This window comes from Paenibacillus sp. GP183, from assembly GCF_900104695.1.
Classification (GTDB): Bacteria; Bacillota; Bacilli; order Paenibacillales; family NBRC-103111; genus Paenibacillus_AI.
Map to the genome: position 1 here is coordinate 1,770,834 of NZ_FNSW01000001.1, position 18,064 is coordinate 1,788,897.

The 18,064-nt window shown below is 43.2% G+C and carries 16 protein-coding genes; 5 read left to right on the forward strand and 11 right to left on the reverse strand.

The features are described 5' to 3' along the window. Window positions 1-245: 245 nt before the first annotated feature. From BLV33_RS08820 to BLV33_RS08860, 9 genes are all read right to left on the reverse strand, one after another. Entirely contained in the window at window positions 246-1,811 is a 1,566-nt protein-coding gene (locus BLV33_RS08820; RefSeq protein ID WP_090790201.1) for a L,D-transpeptidase family protein, read from the reverse strand. 197 nt (window positions 1,812-2,008) lie between these two features. Beyond that, complete coding sequence (locus BLV33_RS08825; protein WP_090790203.1) at window positions 2,009-3,592, reverse strand: stalk domain-containing protein; 1,584 nt, start codon at window positions 3,590-3,592, stop codon at window positions 2,009-2,011. 32 nt (window positions 3,593-3,624) lie between these two features. Then, entirely contained in the window at window positions 3,625-4,602 is a 978-nt protein-coding gene (locus BLV33_RS08830; RefSeq protein ID WP_139305713.1) for a hypothetical protein, read from the reverse strand. Continuing rightward, on the reverse strand, window positions 4,589-4,789 hold the full coding sequence (locus BLV33_RS08835) for a hypothetical protein (RefSeq protein WP_090790207.1): 201 nt from the start codon (window positions 4,787-4,789) through the stop codon (window positions 4,589-4,591). The genes BLV33_RS08830 and BLV33_RS08835 overlap by 14 nt, the downstream gene beginning before the upstream one ends. A 118-nt stretch (window positions 4,790-4,907) precedes the next feature. Next, window positions 4,908-6,818: a FecR family protein gene (locus BLV33_RS08840; RefSeq protein ID WP_090790209.1), complete on the reverse strand. Its 1,911-nt coding sequence runs from the start codon at window positions 6,816-6,818 to the stop codon at window positions 4,908-4,910. A 251-nt stretch (window positions 6,819-7,069) separates the two neighbouring features. Next, window positions 7,070-8,875, reverse strand: coding sequence for a CHASE2 domain-containing protein (locus BLV33_RS08845; RefSeq protein ID WP_090790211.1), 1,806 nt, complete (start codon window positions 8,873-8,875; stop codon window positions 7,070-7,072). 221 nt (window positions 8,876-9,096) lie between these two features. Beyond that, complete coding sequence (locus tag BLV33_RS08850; RefSeq protein WP_090790213.1) at window positions 9,097-9,330, reverse strand: ferredoxin; 234 nt, start codon at window positions 9,328-9,330, stop codon at window positions 9,097-9,099. 81 nt (window positions 9,331-9,411) lie between these two features. Then, complete coding sequence (gene mobB / locus BLV33_RS08855; protein ID WP_171909069.1) at window positions 9,412-9,906, reverse strand: molybdopterin-guanine dinucleotide biosynthesis protein B; 495 nt, start codon at window positions 9,904-9,906, stop codon at window positions 9,412-9,414. Between the two features lie 6 nt (window positions 9,907-9,912). Further along, entirely contained in the window at window positions 9,913-11,217 is a 1,305-nt protein-coding gene (locus BLV33_RS08860; protein WP_090790217.1) for a DNA polymerase IV, read from the reverse strand. 178 nt (window positions 11,218-11,395) lie between these two features. Between BLV33_RS08860 and cimA the strand changes: the two genes are divergently transcribed. From cimA to BLV33_RS08875, 3 genes are all read left to right on the forward strand, one after another. Further along, complete coding sequence (cimA, locus tag BLV33_RS08865; RefSeq protein ID WP_090790219.1) at window positions 11,396-13,015, forward strand: citramalate synthase; 1,620 nt, start codon at window positions 11,396-11,398, stop codon at window positions 13,013-13,015. Between the two features lie 152 nt (window positions 13,016-13,167). Beyond that, a complete protein-coding gene (locus tag BLV33_RS08870) occupies window positions 13,168-14,271 on the forward strand; it encodes an ogr/Delta-like zinc finger family protein (RefSeq protein WP_253187008.1) in 1,104 nt (367 codons plus the stop codon). Next, on the forward strand, window positions 14,252-14,833 hold the full coding sequence (locus BLV33_RS08875) for a hypothetical protein (RefSeq protein ID WP_090790221.1): 582 nt from the start codon (window positions 14,252-14,254) through the stop codon (window positions 14,831-14,833). Before BLV33_RS08870 ends, BLV33_RS08875 begins: the two co-directional genes overlap by 20 nt. 33 nt (window positions 14,834-14,866) lie before the next feature. Here the strand turns inward: BLV33_RS08875 and BLV33_RS08880 are convergent, their stop codons facing one another. After that, window positions 14,867-15,400 carry a TlpA disulfide reductase family protein gene (locus tag BLV33_RS08880; protein WP_090790223.1) on the reverse strand — a complete coding sequence of 178 codons (534 nt, stop codon included), beginning with the start codon at window positions 15,398-15,400 and terminating at the stop codon, window positions 14,867-14,869. Between the two features lie 130 nt (window positions 15,401-15,530). On the opposite strand from BLV33_RS08880, the gene BLV33_RS08885 reads away from it, so the two are divergent. After that, complete coding sequence (locus BLV33_RS08885; protein ID WP_090790225.1) at window positions 15,531-16,835, forward strand: MFS transporter; 1,305 nt, start codon at window positions 15,531-15,533, stop codon at window positions 16,833-16,835. Window positions 16,836-16,901: 66 nt separating this feature from the next. Next, window positions 16,902-17,321: a M67 family metallopeptidase gene (locus BLV33_RS08890; protein ID WP_090790227.1), complete on the forward strand. Its 420-nt coding sequence runs from the start codon at window positions 16,902-16,904 to the stop codon at window positions 17,319-17,321. Here the strand turns inward: BLV33_RS08890 and BLV33_RS08895 are convergent. Beyond that, window positions 17,315-18,049, reverse strand: coding sequence for an exonuclease domain-containing protein (locus BLV33_RS08895; RefSeq protein WP_090790229.1), 735 nt, complete (start codon window positions 18,047-18,049; stop codon window positions 17,315-17,317). The two genes, BLV33_RS08890 and BLV33_RS08895, sit on opposite strands and share 7 nt — an antisense overlap. Window positions 18,050-18,064: the final 15 nt, after the last annotated feature.

Sequence of the window (18,064 nt, forward strand, 5' to 3'; positions counted from 1 at the left end):
CGAGATGTGCCACAGTTTGAAAGCGCTCTATAAATTTATACATACCTTGACAGCAAATATGATAAGATGAAAATAGTACTCTACTATACATAGAAAAGGTGAATAACGTGCCTAAAAAGAAACCTGCTTATATGCAACACAAAGGTAAGGAAGAGGTAAATAAAAAGGCTCTGATCTGGACAGGCGCTATTATATTGGGAGTTATCTTGCTTATGGCCACCCTGCTCATCTTGAATAGATAGCGGTTAATCCAACCATTTGTAAGTTTTCTTTGGATTGCTGTCTTCCGTCTGCAGCGGAGCTTTAAAAGGCGTAGCCGGCTTGCCGGTTCCATTCCCTTCACCTGGTTTTCCGTCGCCAGAGTCAGGTATAATGCCTTTTCCTATTTTCACCTTGGTCTGCTGAGGTACCATATCATACAGCTCTTCAATGTCTGCTTGCAGCATCCGAATACAGCCCAGCGATTCGTCCTTACCGATGCTCGCAGGTTTGTTTGTGCCATGAATCGCATAGAGCGTATCAGATAAAGTCATCCCCCGGCTTCCAAAATCCCCATTCGATTTGCCATTAGGATTTCGCACTTTTTCCGTGATCACAAAATCTCCCTCGGGTGTCTTTGTACCACCCAAGCCAACCGGATAGTTGCGAATCACAAAGTTGCCGCTGACTAGCACTAAACGATGCTTATCTTTATCCACGAGAATCGAAAGAGGCTCTTGTAATGGGGATGAGAGAGATGCTCCCGCTTCGCCTGGACTGCTTGCAATAGCCTCCTGTTGACCGGGATTCTGCTTTTGTGCTCCTGCAGGATTAGAAGCTGTATCCGGCATGGTGGAAGCTCCCGATTGAGAATCCTTTCCTGGAAGTCCTTCCTTTTTCTCTATCAGCATTTTCGGAAACATGGCTTCCATCTGTGGGGTCAAACCAGGCAGCAAATTCTGGGGGTATGGTTCACGCAGCTGCTCTGCTCTCTCTGGTAGTGTTCCCGTTTTTTGTTGGAAGGCGTCCATCGCTGAGCTCAGCACAACCGCTTCTTCTCGCTCTTGCCTCCAATTTTCAACGATGACAGCCACCTTGCTATTATCTGCCGGCTCGCAATGACATGTTTTGGGGTCATAGTATTGAACCTGGGATTGTCCTTTATTGGTATCACTGCGCTCCACACCAAGCAAAATTCGCAGTGATGTATACCACTCTATCCATTTACCATCTGGTGTTGTATGGCCTTCGACCAAGAGAGAGCTTGTCCATAAGCTATTGTTTGGAACAATCATTTGGGCCAAGTCCTGATTCAAATTGCCTCGCCCATAATAAATTCTAGTTCCACTTTGAAGAGGTAATGGACTCACGGCTTCTTTTACTGCGATTGCTTCGATTTTCACTTCCGAAGGCACTGTTGCTGTTGCAGCTGCAAAGTCGGAAGCATTGGGCTTATTACTAACATTATCCACCGAAGTCGGGATATAAGCAAACAGCAAAAAGGCTGCAAGAACTCCCCATTTCCATCTGGCTGTTTTTTTGTTCCTGTTTTTATGATCCGATGATGGTTTCACCTGCAAAATTTTATCCAAATCTTCCTTTTCGACCACCGCCTTCTGCCTTTCAAAAGCCTCATAAATTTCACCGGCTTCTGCAAAACAATAGGCAGCTTTAGCTTGTTTTCCATTCGCAGCATATTCTCGGCCCAGCAAATACCAAGCCATTTTATGATCGGGATGATCTTTCACATATTTTTTTAGATAAAGAGGATCCTCAAAAGGATTGTGCTGAAAAAAACGCTCCACCTGCTCTTGATTTTTTTTATCGTTCAATGGAGCTCCTCCTCATCTTAAAGGCTTCCTTAATAACACTGTTGCTGTGTACTTCCTCTGTTTTTTATCGGCAAACTCGAGAGAATTATTGAGAAAAATTCCCTATATTTACCCGTTTCCGCAAAAAAAACACCTGCACGGCATATTGCCGTTCAGGTGCTTCCTGATTGATGAAAGAAGTGATGCAATAGGCTGGATTAACGAATAATCGCCGTTTGGGTTGTTTGATCCCACTGAACATCCAAACCAACTTGTTCCGCAAAGAATCGAACCGGCACATAAGTCAGATCTGATTTTACATATGGTGAAACATCTGTATTCATGGCAATATCTGCCTTGCCTTTCTCCACGCGTTTGATCCCTGTTTTACCGATGTACAGCTCAATGGTGATATTTCCATTAATGAGTTGTATCGTTTTCAGGCCAGCCAGCTCCGTATATTTCACTGTGTATCCAAGTGCTTCACTAATCGCTCTTACCGGAACCATTGTACGCTCATTCGTGAACTCAGGTTGGGCTTCAAAGCTGATAACCTGGTCAGCATATACAACTTTGATATTGTTATCCTTCGGCAAAGCTGCAGGCAGCTTATAAGGAGTGATCTTACGGATTTTGTTGTTATAAACGTCAGCAACAATAATACTTCCGTCTTTCGCAACAGCTACATCCGTAGGATTGTAAAGAGTAGCTTTTGATTCTATGCCATTAGTTTCACCTGTAACTGTATTGCCTGCAATGGTGGACACTTTACCATTCAATAAATAACGAACGGAATGATTCAAAGAATCTGCAATCAGCAAGCCTCCCTCGGAGGTTACAGTGATTCCCTTAGGGAAATCGAAGGAAGCTTTTAAAGCATCTCCATCTGCAAAATTCCCAGCCGCATACAATGCACCCTTCTCGGTTACCCCTGATCCAGCAACTGTGGAAACTACACCTGCGCTAAGATCAATGTAACGAATGCGTTGATTGCCTGTGTCACTCACATAAAGATTCCCTTTAGCATCTAATGTAAGGCCTGATGGCTCGTTAAACTTGGCATCCTTCAAATTGCCGTCCTTGAAATCTCCTGCAATGGCGGCTTCACCCGGTCTAACTTCTATCCCGCGATCAGAACCTGCGTTTAAAGTAGTAACAATACCTGCAGCTGTAATTTTACGGATGACATGGTTCAAAGTATCTGCTACATAAACAGTACCGTCCGCTGCAGCGGCCACATCTGTGGGATGATTAAAGCGCGCATCGCCGCCTGAACCATCAATGTTGCCAACTACCCCGTTACCCGCTAGAGTAGTAACTTGTCCAGAAGCATTAATTTTACGCACTGCATGATTGCTTGAATCGGCTGCATAAACATTGCCCTGAGCATCAACCGCAAGTCCTACTGGTTCATTAAAGAACGCTTCCGAAGCTTTTCCATTCAAGAGGCCACCGATGGGAAAACCTTGGGCATTCAAGTTGACCGCCAAATCGGGACCGGCATACGTTGTCACCTGACCAGCCGAGACTTTCCGAACCAGATGATCGCGTGAATCTGCGACAAGTAAAGATCCATCTGACAAGGTCAAAACTCCCGAAGGTGAGCGAAAAGCAGAACTTAAGGCAGCGCCATTTACATCCTTGAAATCTCCAGTACCAGCAAGCGTGGACACATCAGCCATAATTTGGCCATTACTTGTGAACAGCGCATCAGCTGATAATCCGGCCGCTGATACTGAGGATCCACCTAGAAGCGTTGCTGCTATGAGTGAAGATAGTAGAACTTTATTGATTGGTATCATAGGTCTCTCCTTTAATTAATTGTTAATCCATATCAATGAGCAATAAATATGTCTTGAATGGATCCTAGCATCATTGAAGTTAGATATCTTTCAAAATAACTTCCATTCGTCTGACTTGTAAACGTAACTAAGTCACGTATATCTAACTTTGTTGCGGGGTCCTTTATTACAACATTTGTGTTAATCTGAAACTCACGTTTCACTGAAGGTTTAACATCCACTCTAGAACCAAAAGTGAAAGAAGATTTATCAACGGGTTTTTTGTAAATATCCGGAAAAAACCAATAATCCCCTAAATCCAAATCGTTAATAGTAACACTATTCCCTGACACAACTCCATATTCTGGTGGAGTATAAGGCATTGACATCTTTTCAAGAGGACTAGTTGAATAACGACCAAAACCAAAGTAATCTAAATTAAAATAAAAGACTTTTTGACCATCTGGAATTGGTTTATTAAGATTAAGTGTTACTTTCCTAGCTGTATAAATATTTATTGTATTGATATGGCCCTGCATAATTGTTGTACTAGGTATCGTCACTGAGACCAGACTAGAAGTCACTGCATACTTGGATAATTTTTTATAATAATAATATGGTTCAATATAAACACTACCGCTTACAGTTGTATTAGGTATCAGATAGAATTCTACTAAACTACCATAATTTGTATCTATTCTGGTAGCGCCTGATAAGTTTTTTGCTCCTAATTCATTCTTCAATTTGTACCCATTGAGATTAAGGGGAGAATTAATTAGCTGAATCTTTGCAATTCCTACATTGGAAGGAATATTTCCAATGTAATAGACTGCCTGCTCATCTAAATAATAATTTGCGATATTTAGAAGAAAGGCTTCATCTAAATTACTAGGATTAAGATAAATTTTCGTAAAAACCAATTTTTCTAATGAAATTTCTGTAGCTTCGACGTTTACCCCTTTTTGAGTTAGTTCTACATAATAATTATGAAGGTCACCTGTAACCTCCACCCTTATTTCAATAATTATCAAAATTGAAACTTTTTTCAATATTGTTAATTGTAACTGGTTTGTAGACACTTCCTGAAACGGTATAAACTGCAATGGTCACTGCAGGCGTGGGAGAGGACTCTTCTGCTCGGACTGTTGATGGACTGCTGATCAAAGGGACAAGCCCTAAGATCAGCGCCATGATTAATATAATTGATAGCTTTTGCATGTGGTTCACCTTTTATTAAATAGAATGGATGATTTTGAAATGGTTAAACTGATAGTGTTGGCGTCACTATGGCTTTACCGCTTATGCTGATGGTGCTGGTGATGGTGAAGTTGTTATTTTATTGCTGTGGTGTTTTGACATCAAAAATGGCTGATTCTTGGATTATTGGAGTAATAGAATTACCTGATTTATTTACCAAGATAATTCCACCTTTTGGTATAGATATTTTACCTGGTCCACTCACCAGAAAATCTATATCAATCAAAGGTTGTCCTGAACTATCAACAGATACAGGCAGTGTATCTTTCCCGTACTTGGTTACAACAAAAACTAATTCATTTTGGGTACTGCCTAAGACTTCTCTAACGTTATATACACCATGATCATTCTGTGTTGATGTTGGCGCTGGTGATGATGTAGACATTACAAGATCCGGTTTGAAAACAGAATTACTCGGAAAATGAACATTATTATCAAATGAGATGTTCTTATCATATACCAAATGAATTTCAGCACCATATAAACCGACAAAATCTTTTAGAGATATTAAATATTTAACTTTATTACCAACTTGTTCTGGTGCAATAATAACCTTCGGCGTCACAACAGGATCCGGATTTGAATCTGGTATTGTTGATGGTGTTGGTGTCAGAGTAGGCGCAGGAGTAGGAGTAGGCGCCTTCGTACTATTCAATTGATTATCTTTAAATTTAGCTTTTTCTGCATCACTCAAATTCTTCAATAACTCAGCCTCGGCCTTAGCCTTTTCTGCTGCTCTAGCCTTCAGATTAGCTTCTTCCAAAGCCTTTTTGGTGTTTTCTAGAGCTTTCAAAACTTCATCCAAGGCTTTCTTAAGCTCATCTTGCTTCTTTTTCTCTTCTTGCAGCTTAAGAGCTTTATCAGCTTCCAGTTTTTGCTGCAGCTCAATTCTTAGCTTTTCCGCTTCTGGATCAACACCCGCGGTTTTATCGAATGGCTTAACATTGTTCAGATCAAGCTTCTGATTCGGATCCACGATGTCTTTGTTGGCCAATTCGATTAATTTATCCATGGAGGCTTTATCCACTTTATTGGTATCTAGCGCGCTTTTGGCAATGTTACCTATCAAGTTGTTCAAATTTATAACAACTTTATTAAGTTCTTCGATGTTCTTGATAACAAATGTACTGTTAACACCGGCAGCGCTTGTTCCGCTAGCGATTTCTTGCTTTTTGCGATCGATAAACTCCGCATTTTCTTTATCGATGGATGCTTTATTTTGAATAATAGCTTTAATGACATTAGCCGAAGCAGATTTCACGATGGCCCCAATATCCAGAGGCTCAATCTTGATTGCCAGGTTTTTGCTTTCTTCACGGGAATCTACCGTCAGCTGCTGAGTCGGGTATACTATTGCTTCTGTTTTTTGTTCTTCGGGCGGCGGTGGAGCTATACCGAAGGTACTCGCTGTTTTCGTGCCTTGCGCTCCCGGGGAAGTGGATACCGTTGCTGCGACAACACCAGCACCTACTGCAAGCTTGCTTTTGCCTGATTCCGGATCTACACCGACGAAAAATTGCGTTCCGCGAACACCCATGACAGCAGTGGGAGTTTCCACCTCAAACTGGTCATTGGAGCCTGCCAGAGACTTTACCTTTACCCACATGGAGCCTGCCCACATTTTGAGCTTTGACTTTTTGCCGCTTCCGCTGTTAGCCAAGTCTGAGATATTAAATTCCGAAGCCTCGCCAAGCGTGATTTCGGAATCTCCATTACTGACATTTAAGATTACCGATGCTCCTGAACCTGTAAACAAGGTATCCCCTTGATTTAAGCTCATACCTTCATAAGCATCATAGGATTTGGATCCTCCGCCCTTTTTGACAGTGACATCTCCACTGAGGGATGCAATAACCGCCAAACGGGATGTCTTGGCTTCTGCCTGCTTAACCAAAACGAGGGATAACATACTGAAAACTAATGAGAAAATAAGCAGCACAGCTACAAATGGTCTCATCTTGAAACGATTGTTTAGTAATGCAAAATCCACAAAAACTCCTCCTCTTGTTCCTTTTCCTCATGCTTCGCAGAGTCAAAATCGAGCATTTATATATGTATAACTACTGAAATCTTGTTGCTTGGCAATTTAGATTATCGTATGTTATAACACTAGATTCATTGTAAGATTTATAGCAAGAAATGGCAATAAATATATACATTTTTCTACAAAATGCATCATATTTTTTCCCATTTATCCCCTCATTCATTGAGTTTTGTAATCTATATTACAAATCTAAGTTATTAATTGGAAAGAGGGCTTTTCAGCTCGGTGACCTCGAATAATTTGAGTGCAACCGTCTTGCCCTTCATCATTTTTTCACCGGCAAAATTGTACTCAAAGTGTTCCTTGGTCCGATCATAAGTAGATTCCGATACAAGAATTTGGTGAGCTGTCGTATTCGACTCAATTCTCGCCGCAATGTTCACATTATCTCCGATAGCTGTATAGTCCACACGAAGGTAGGAACCAATGTTTCCTACAACTACTTCCCCCGTATTGATCCCAATACCGACACTGACAACCACATTATATTTTTCTTTGATTCTATTTCTTACATCTTCCATGCCGCGCTGAATATCATAGGCAGTTTTAACCGCGTAGTATTCATGATTGGGTACATCAAGTGGAGCATTGAACAGAATCATGGCAGCGTCACCGATAAATTTATCAATAGTTCCATGGTTCTCCAAAGCTTTTTCAGTGATCAAGTTGAACATCGTATTTAAGAAATCTACGACTTCTGCGGGCTGTAATTTTTCCGACAAGGTTGTGAATCCGCGAATATCCAGGAACAGAATGGAGAGCTCCTTGTTGATCCCGCCCAGCTCAATTTCCCGGTCGTTGCTTGCGATCTCTTTAACAAGCTCTGGAGAGATGTATCTTCCGAACTGCTTGGTGATAAAGTTTTTATTCTTCGTCTCAAAATAAGTCTTGATCGCGATATTCACCAAGTAAGCAAGAATAACAGCCGTCAAAGGATAAGTCGCATCAAAAATAAGGGTATTGTTCACATATAAGTAATATTGGGCTACAAGAAGAACGATGACTATCAAGAAGACCAATACAACACTCCATATAGAAGACTTAAGCCGCCAAGTAAAGTATCCTGCTATAAGGGCCAGCAAGATCATGATCAAGAACAGCCACATATCGGAAGTAAAGGTAATGAGTTCACCTGCCAGGATCTGATTTAAAATATTGGCATGGGCATAAACCAGATTCATGTGATTTTCAATTGGAGTGATACCCTGGTCCGATCCTGGGGCTGTATACCCAACTAACACAATCCGATCTTTAAATATTTTTGAAGGAACGGTGCCTTCAAGGACCTTATGATAGGAAACATTCTCAAAATCCTTTTGTACCGCGTCATATTTGATCAGCGTTTCAGTTTTGGGCCTGTCCCCCGTGGGCTGAGCATTGAGAAAAGGCTTAATATCCGCACCTGCCATTTCAGCCAGCTTCAAGGCAAAGGATGAATAAACGCCTTGCGGAGTGTCGATTTGCAGCCATGTTCTTCGAATCACACCATCCGGATCAAATACTGCGTTGATGTGTGCCGGTACAGTTTTGAAGTCAGCTAAAGGGGTAACTATTTTATCTGTATGTATGAGCTTGCCTTTCTGAACAATGGTTGAGCGACTTATGGTCCCCTCCAAATCTGCATGGGAAGGAAAAATTATGTTGTTGTATTTTTTTGAAATCGCCGAAACTAAAGCATCACTGGCCGGATTGTTACTCTGGGTATATAATTCAATATCAAAAGCTATCGCTTTTGCTCCGCCGTCCTCGAGCTTTTGAATAAGATCACTGTACAGTTTTCGATCCCAGGGGTAGGGCCCCAGCTTTTGCAGGGATTCCGTATCGATCGTAACCAGGAGAATATCCCCGGCAGGTGCATGGGACATCCCGTTCTTCATATTAAAATCAAAAAGCGAATTGCTTATGGTACTAAGCGCCCCCGAGAGAAATAGAAGGGAACATAGCAGCACCAAGCAAATATTTCCTACTAGCAAAGTCATCGTTTTTTCCGATAGTTTCTTCATACTAAACAAGACCCACCCTTATCATTATTTAAAAACATCTGAAGCTTATATGTATGAGTAAAATACCTGCATGTTTGTCGAATAATGTCCGAAAACCTAGGTACATTAGCATAATATCATAGGTCCAGCTTTTAAAGAAGATAATTTAAATAAGCCTTTGTAAATTTTGTAAATGAAAAAGAGACCGTCCAAAGGACAGCCTCTTAACTGTTTATCTTTATTTAGCTAAACGGTGAGTCTGCTACTTTAATGGAGTCCGTAGGGCAGCCGTCTTGAGCATCCTGAAGATCATCATACAAGTCTTCAGGGATTTCGGTTACCCCTTTGTTGCCGTCACCGTCAAAAATAACTTCGGCCAAGCCTTCATCATCATAATCATAAATGTCAGGAGCAGTCGCGCCGCATGCACCGCAAGCTATGCAGGTGTCTTTATCCACATAAGTATATTTAGCCAATTTCTTTTCCTCCTCAAAAATATCCCTCAATGTAAAATATAATATAAATGATTGTAAAGTTCAAATCAAAAAATTTTGGGGTTAGGGGTTAAGGGCCAAAATAAAATCTACAATTAACTGCGGATTGTTCAAATTCAGCACAGGGATAGACTTATGTGAAAAGTCCATATCGGTGGCTATCGCGATCGGCTGCACTTCAAGCTCTTCAAGATGAGCTAGGATGTCGCGTTGACCTTCGGTCCGAAAGACAATGATCTTGGGATGTCCAGCCATTTTGAAGCCTTCAATAAGTATATAATCCATCGACTCTAATGAAGCAATCAGCTTTTCAATTTTGAAATCGGCTTGTTTTTCAAAGGTGTGAAGTCCATCGGGTGAAACCGTTATAACAGAATCAGCGCCTTTTTGAATGAACAATGTGGAATCGGCACCAGTCTCTTCTTTATAGTGTCCATGTGCGTCATGTTTAATAACGGCAACCTGATAATCCTTCATCTTAAGGAGATGCAGCACACTGGAAATGATGGTTGTCTTGCCGCTGCCCGAATATCCCGCAAAACCAATTACTTTGGTCATTGGCATTCACTGCTCCTTGTCTTCTGCATCCAGTGGGTTGTTCTTTAGATGATCCATCTGCAAAGAGGTGCCTCTCGCTTTATGATTCCTCAGCATGGTCGAGGGATCATCACCCATCATCCCGGCGGTAAGGATCGCATTTTCACCATATTTATCGCGAAGCGAGTCCATGATTTGGTTCAAACGGTCTTTTTTAGGGTCTTTCTCATAGTCAAACAAATCAAGCTGAATAGCTGAATCTTCCTTCGCTGTTAAATTCTGCAGTGTCACACCCAATAGCCGAATCGGCTTGCCTTTAGCCCAATGCTGGTCAAACAGCTTACAGGCGGTCCGGTAAATCTCATCCATATGCTCGGTTGGAGTCGGCAATGTCTGCGAACGAGTTATCGTTTTCATATCTGGATCTCTTACCGTAATTTGAACGGTAGCTGCAACCAGCTTTTGCTTGCGAAGCCTCCTCGCCACTTGGTCGGATATATTGAGAAATACACGGTTCACTTCATCTTGTTCCCTATAATCATACGGAAGAGTTGTGGTATGCCCAATGGATTTACTTTGTTCATGCTCCGGATTTACAGAGGAACCATCATGGCCATTCGCCGATTGCTTCAGCCAACTGCCAACTATCCCAAAATGCTTGGTGAGCTTCTCTTCATCAGTATGAGCCAGCTGCCCGATTGTATTAATCCCCAGCTTCGTCAGCTTTTCCGCAGTCTTTTTGCCGATTCCATATAAATAGCCGCATGGCTTGTCCCACAGCACAAAGGGAACATCGCGCAGGCGCAATACAAAAATCCCATTAGGCTTCTTCATATCGGATGCCATCTTGGCGAGCAGTTTGTTTGGAGCAATACCTATCGAGCAGGGAAGAGATATTTCTTCATATATCCGGCGCTGAATCAAGTTTGCAATTTCAAGTGGAGATCCAAACTGTTTGGATCCTGTAATATCTACAAAACATTCATCTATGGACATGGATTCTACTAATGGAGAATAGCTGTACACGATTTGCATAAAACGGCGGGAAAATTGGCGATAGAGATCAAAGTCGGGTTTAATGAGGATTAAATCCGGACATAACTGCAGCGCCTGCCTCACTTGCATGCCGGTTTTGACACCTTTTACCCTTGCAGCATAGGACGATGTCACGATAATCCCTCTGCGCAGCTCCACGCTTCCTGCAACGGCTATCGGCTTGCCGCTGTATAGACCAGGCTCTACCGCCTCATGGACGGAACAATAAAAGGCGTTCATATCAATATGCAGAACAACCTTGCCCTGTTTGGGATAAAACTCGTTTTCCTGCTTCATTGTTCAGGTCCCCAAGGAGAAACAGAATAAAAAGACACTTCAAGCATACAATTTGAGTAACTTGAAATCAAGGCAGCCAATACACCCATTTTTTGAAAATAACAACTATCTGCTCTTCAAATATGATATAATCACTAATTATAATTTGATGCTTTCATTGCAATGAAGGAGGACAAACATGGAAAATTCCGTCAAAATCTTCGATACCACACTCAGGGACGGCACACAAGGTGAAGGCATTAGTTTATCAGTCGAGGATAAAATCAAAATTGCCCGCAAGCTGGACGAGCTTGGGGTTCATTATATTGAAGGCGGTTGGCCGGGAAGCAACAGCAAGGATATTGAGTTTTTCGATAGAGTTCGCGGCATGACCTTCCGCAATGCGAAGATTACCGCATTCGGCAGCACCAGACGCAAGGATTCCCGGGCAGAGGATGACATTAATTTGAATCGTCTGATCGAATCCGGAGTTACGGTGGCTACCATCTTCGGCAAGTCATGGGATTTCCATGTTCACACTGCCATTCAGACAACATTGGAAGAAAACCTGGCCATGATTTACGACTCCATCCGCTATTTAAAGAGCAAGGGTTTGGAAGTCATCTACGATGCCGAGCATTTCTTTGACGGGTATAAAAATAATCCCGCTTACGCATTGCAGACTATCCAAAAAGCTCAGGATGCAGGAGCAGATTGGATTGCTTTGTGCGATACAAACGGAGGATCCTTGCCTGGAGAAATCACGGCGATCGTGACTGATATTCAGCAATACATCCAGACCCCTCTTGGCATCCATGCCCACAATGATTGTGAGCTGGGAGTGGCTAACAGTCTTGCTGCTGTGTCGGCAGGGGCAAGACAGGTACAAGGTACCATCAACGGGTATGGAGAGCGCTGCGGCAATGCAAACCTGAGCTCGATCATTCCGAATCTGCAAATTAAGCTGAGCTATGATGTCATTAGTGAGGAACAATTGAAGTCGCTCACGCTCGTTTCCCGATATGTGAGTGAAATTGCCAACATGCATATGCCCGTCAATCAGCCTTATGTCGGCAACGCAGCATTTGCCCACAAAGGCGGCATTCATGTTTCAGCCATTTTGAAATCAGCCAGCACCTATGAACATATTGTTCCGGAACTAGTAGGTAACAAACAACGTGTGCTTGTCTCTGAATTAGCTGGACAAAGCAATGTACTTGTGAAGGCACAGGAAATGCATCTGGATTTTAACAACGAAACTCAGAAAACCAAAGAAGTCATAGAGCGCATCAAAAATCTAGAGCACCAAGGATATCAATTTGAAGGAGCCGACGCTTCTTTGGAACTGCTGCTTCGTGATGCTTTCGAGGGCTTGGAAGAGATTTTCACCTTGGAGTCGTTTAAAATGATCATGGAAAAAACGGCAAATCAATCCGTGTCTGCCGAAGCGATCGTGAAGGTCCGTGTACATGGACAAACCATTTATACCGCGGCCGAAGGAAATGGTCCAGTCAATGCCCTGGACAATGCGCTTCGCAAAGCGCTGATCCAGCATTATCCGGATATTGAAAACGTTCATTTATCCGATTATAAGGTCCGTGTGCTTGATGAAAAGGATGCTACCGCAGGGAAAGTCCGTGTGTTAATGGAATCAACGGATTTCAACACCACATGGAGTACATTAGGTGTTTCCAGCAATATTATTGAGGCGAGCTGGTATGCTCTGGTCGACAGCTTGCGTTATGCGCTCATCGGCAGGAAACATGTTGCGCCACTCAACAATGAGCACCAGGAGCGACTCGGATTGGTTAATCATTAATGACTGCGGAAACAAAGCAAGAAGCTCCCCTCTAACGAACTGCGGGGGAGCTTCTTGCTTTTTAAAACTACGATAGCACAATTAACAAACAGGATTTTCCTTTCTTTTGTCGAATACATAAGGGACAACAATTTCTCTAGGAGTTGACCCTTTTGCTTTCGAAAAATCGCCTCGGCGCCGCGCCGAAAATTTACTTCAGACCCGAAATGAAAAACTGCCCGCATTGCGGGATCAGATTAAAGCGTTCCCACACTGCATGGAACAAGAAAATTTCAACACTCAGCGGCGTCATTCACGCTTGGAGCATGGCTTATGCCTGTCCCAACATAGACTGTCCGCACGCTGGTGTCACGTACAAATCGGCTGAAGCGGAAGCGCTGAGTATGAAGCACTCCTCATACAGTTACGATGTGCTCTGTCTCGTCGGCGAACTGCGCTTCAAACAGCATCGCACCTGCAAGGAGATTGCGGATACGCTAAATGAGCGCGGTATAGTGACGAGTGAAAGATACGCACAAACCTTATATGAACGGTATCAAACACTGCTAGCTGCAAGCCTTGACGATTACGTCAAACAAATCTTGGCGGAAACCACAGCACAGAATGGCGGCATCATCCTTTCCATGGATGGCGTCCAACCCGAAAAAGGAAACGAGATGTTATACGTCATCCGAGAAGTATTTAGCGGCACGATTCTAGCGGCTCAGAACATGAAGAGCGGAGCCGCCGCCGAATTACGGACACTTATCGATCCGATTATTGAACTGGGTTATCCCATCGTAGGGATTGTCAGCGACGGGCAGGTTTCCATCCGGCAGGCTTTCGAATCGCTCTTGCCTGATGTACCGTATCAGTACTGCCAATACCATTATCTGAAAGACATCGCAAAGCCTGTTGTGGATGCCGATCGCAAACTCAAAATGGAACTGAAAAAGAGCATGCGCGGCCTGCGGGATATAGAGCGAAAAATCGAGCAAGCCGAGAAAAAAGCAATCACGGAAGCACAGGCAAGCGCAAAAGCGAGTCCCCTTGCATTGAGCGATGCACCAGAAGCGCCCTCGTACAAGGAGGCCCAGGTGGCAAAGGGTTATGCCGCTGCAGTGCGCGCTTTACTCCTGGAAGATGGCGAACCACCACTTGATTTGCCCGGTATGCTGATCTATGAACGAGCCCAGGCCATACAGGCGTCGCTACAGCGATGCTTGACTAAAAAAAGAGCCTCATCTTCTTCAGGGTATGGTCAGAATTTTCAGTAAACTAGACGAACTTGGGGTCCTTTATGAAACCGTATGTCGCTGGGCAAAGCCGATTTCACATATAGCGGCGGCGTTGGAGCCGGAAGTAGACAAGACCAGCGAAACGGCTGAATGGGAAATGACTCATGTGCTGAACTGGCTCAAACAGACGTATTCCGACGAGACCGATGCTCCCATGGTCGACAATGTGATCCGCTACTCTCGCGGGTTCTGGAAAGGGTTGTTTACCTGCTACGACCACTATTACCTCCCGCGAACGAACAACGATCTGGAGCAATTTTTTCGGCGGACGAAATCTTGCCATCGTCGGATCACAGGTCTTCGGAATTGGAATAGTTACATCATACGTAACGGAGAAATGATTGTACTTGTTGATGATGCGCTTCGTCAGAAGCACGTCGTCGCCCGTTTACGAACCGTGAGCTATGAAACCTATACAATGCGCAAAGCACAATGGAGCGAACGACTATCCGAAAGCGTTCAACGAAGACGGTTTAATCGCAATCCCCACAATTTTCTGCAACAACTGGAGAATCAATGGGATCAAGTGGTAGTTTGTTGATTGTGCCGTCGTAGTTTAAAAAGGCATTTATCTTCAGCCATTAATTAAATGCTTGATCTTTTTATCAAGTTCATCACGAGGGAGGACGTTGATGACCTCTTGAATCACTCCGTTTTTATCAATCAAATAGCTCGTGGGAATGAACAGAAATCTGTACGTTTCGGCAGTCTTGCCATCTGGATCGAGGAGCACCGGAAAAGGATAGCCCTGATCTTTGGCAAATTTTTTCACATCTGCGAGCTTGTCGCTCTGAGTCACGTTGACGGCATACAGATCAAATTTGCCCTCGTACTTCTTATAGACATAGTTCAAATCTGGAGCTTCCTCTGCACAAGGACCACACCAGGACGCCCAAAAGTTAATCACCAAGGGCTTGTCTCTCGCACCGCCAACTTTATATTCAAGCCCATCCAAGCCCTTTACTGTAAAAAACGGAGCCAAATAATTTACTTTGGGAGCTTGCTCTGTCGGTAGAATGGTTTCTTTATGTTTATTTTCTATATTTGTATAAACGGTAAAACCCACAAGAAATATCGCAATAGTTAAGACCAGAATGCTTCGTTTCAACCTGTCCGCCTCCTTCCTCTATATTATCTCCAAATCCGGATAAATTCCAACATCTTGATTATGAACAATGTATGGTTCCGTTCCCCATAGGAAAAAGTAAACTTACATCATGTTCGCAAAGGAGCTTATCATGGAAAAAACCAAATCAAAAAAGCTTCTGATCGGTTTTGAAAGCGACATTCCCGACTCCGGCACAAAGGAACCAAAAGGTCAAAAAAAAGCCTCGGGCAAGGCAGACCAAGCAAAAGGGCATATTTGGGAGTTCATTGCCATCGCAACGATTCCCATGGTTTTGGTTTTGGGCAATTCCATGCTTGTGCCGATTTTGCCGCAGCTGCAAAGCCAGCTTGGAATCAGCCGGTTTCAAAGCAGCCTTGTCATCACCTTGTTTTCCATTACAGCTGGTCTCATTATTCCGATCTCGGGCTATATGTCTGACCGATTCTCCAGAAAGTCGGTTATTATCCCTTCATTAATTGTCTATGGTGCGGCAGGAGTTCTTGCTGGATTCGGGGCCATATGGAAATCTTATACGATTGTCGTCATTGCCCGTACAATACAAGGTATTGGCGCGGCTGGAACGGCTTCAATCGCTATGGCGCTCGTAGGGGACCTGTACAAGGGTGCAACCGAAAGCAAAGCATTAGGGCTGACGGAAGCATCGAATGGCGCGGGGAAGGTGGTCAGCCCCATACTGGGCTCCTTATTGGCTTTATGGGTTTGGTTTGCTCCTTTTTTTGCCTTTCCCGTCTTTTGTCTTTTATCTTTATTAGCTGTAATTTTCATTCTAAAAGAGCCCAAGAAAAGTAATGAACCTCCAAAGCTCAGAGCCTATATTCAGCAAATTGGCAGCATCCTAAAAGAGAAGGGAAAGTGGTTGATTCCTTCCTTTTTCGCCGGATCCCTCGCGCTATTTATATTATTCGGTGTGCTCTTTTATTTATCCGATACCCTCGAGAAACCCCCTTATAATATTGACGGAGTCAAAAAGGGATTTGTGCTTGCCATTCCATTACTGTGCATGGTGGCCACATCCTATACCACAGGCGCACTTATCAAAAAGAACGGCACTTTGATGCGCTGGTTAATGAATATAGGTCTTGGCATCATGACCGTTTCCCTGGCTTTAAGCATTTTCTTTTTCAATAATTTATATATCTTCATTGGTTTATTGTCTTTAAGCGGAATTGGCACCGGCCTTCTTCTCCCCTGTTTAAATACGATGATCACCGGTTCAGTGGAAAGAGAACAGCGCGGCATGATCACCTCGATATACAGCAGCCTGCGCTTTATTGGGGTTGCCTTTGGTCCTCCTATTTTTGAATGGATGATGAAAATTTCGAATCAAATCGTCTTTATTACCGTCTCATCGCTTGCTTTTATCACATTGGGGCTGGTTTTTTTTCTAATTAAGCCAAAGGGGAAAATTGCATAGCTGAAATCCATGGCAAAATCTTGTATAATGACATCACTTTATCCATGTTAAGAGGAAGGTGATGGAATGATCATTAGGATGAGCAGCGGGTTATATGAAGAACTGATCCGATATTGCCGGAGTAAGCTGCCTGAAGAAGCATGCGGCTTCATTCAAGGCTGCTCTGTTGAAGGTGGATTTAACGCCACCCAGTTTATTCCGATGACGAATAATGCTTTAAACCCGTTTGAGCATTTTGCAATGAACCCCGCGGAAATAGTGCCGATTTTATATAAAAAGGAACCTCAGATGATTGGAATATTTCATTCGCACCCTTCAACTGAAGCTGATCTTTCTCAGGAAGATGGATTTACGGAGTGGCACACCCTTCCTACCTATTGGATCTTTTCTTTTCAGCACCCATCCGCTCCTGTGTTGCAAATTTTCAACATAAAAAAAGCCGATCAGACCCGATTTAACAAACTTTCGTTTGTCATCGATCAATGATGGCTTAATAATGTATATAAATCACCGAGAGTATCAACACGTCTCGATTTAATCTCTTCCATAAATCGCGACCACAGCTTGGCTGTCATCAAGGAATCTTCCAGCGCATGGTGGCGAAGCGTAATATCAATATCAAACGCATCAAGCAATGAGTCCAGGCTATAAGTTTTATGTCTTGGCATCAGCCATTTAGCAATCATCATAGTATCAAGCACCCGATGGGATAGGCTGACCTTGGAAGTTTTCCATAAAGCAGCATTGAGAAAATTTTTATCATGCGCGGTTCCGTGTGCAACCAACACCTTTTGCTGTACAAATTCCAGAAACTCTTGCAGCACTTGCATTAAATCCGGAGCATCCGCGACCATATCATTCGTAATCCCTGTCAACTGCTCGATTTCGTCAGGTATTTTACGTTTTGGATTCACGACGCTGTAATAAGTCTGATCATGCAATACTTCACCGCCAACCACAGATACTGCTCCGAAAGAAATAATTTCATCTCCGTTGTACGGAGAAAACCCGGTAGTCTCCAAATCAAACACTACCAGCTCCATGTTATGCAGCGGGATTTCATATAAGGAATTTTTGCGCTGCTCTTTCAGCATGGAACGAATAAAAGCCATTTGCTGAGCAGTTTGCGCATTAAACATTGAAGTAATCGCTGGAGTGATTCCTCCCATTTTGTAGAGATGCCACATTCGGCCTGCCGGACGCATGTCTTTCACACTCTCCACCTCCTC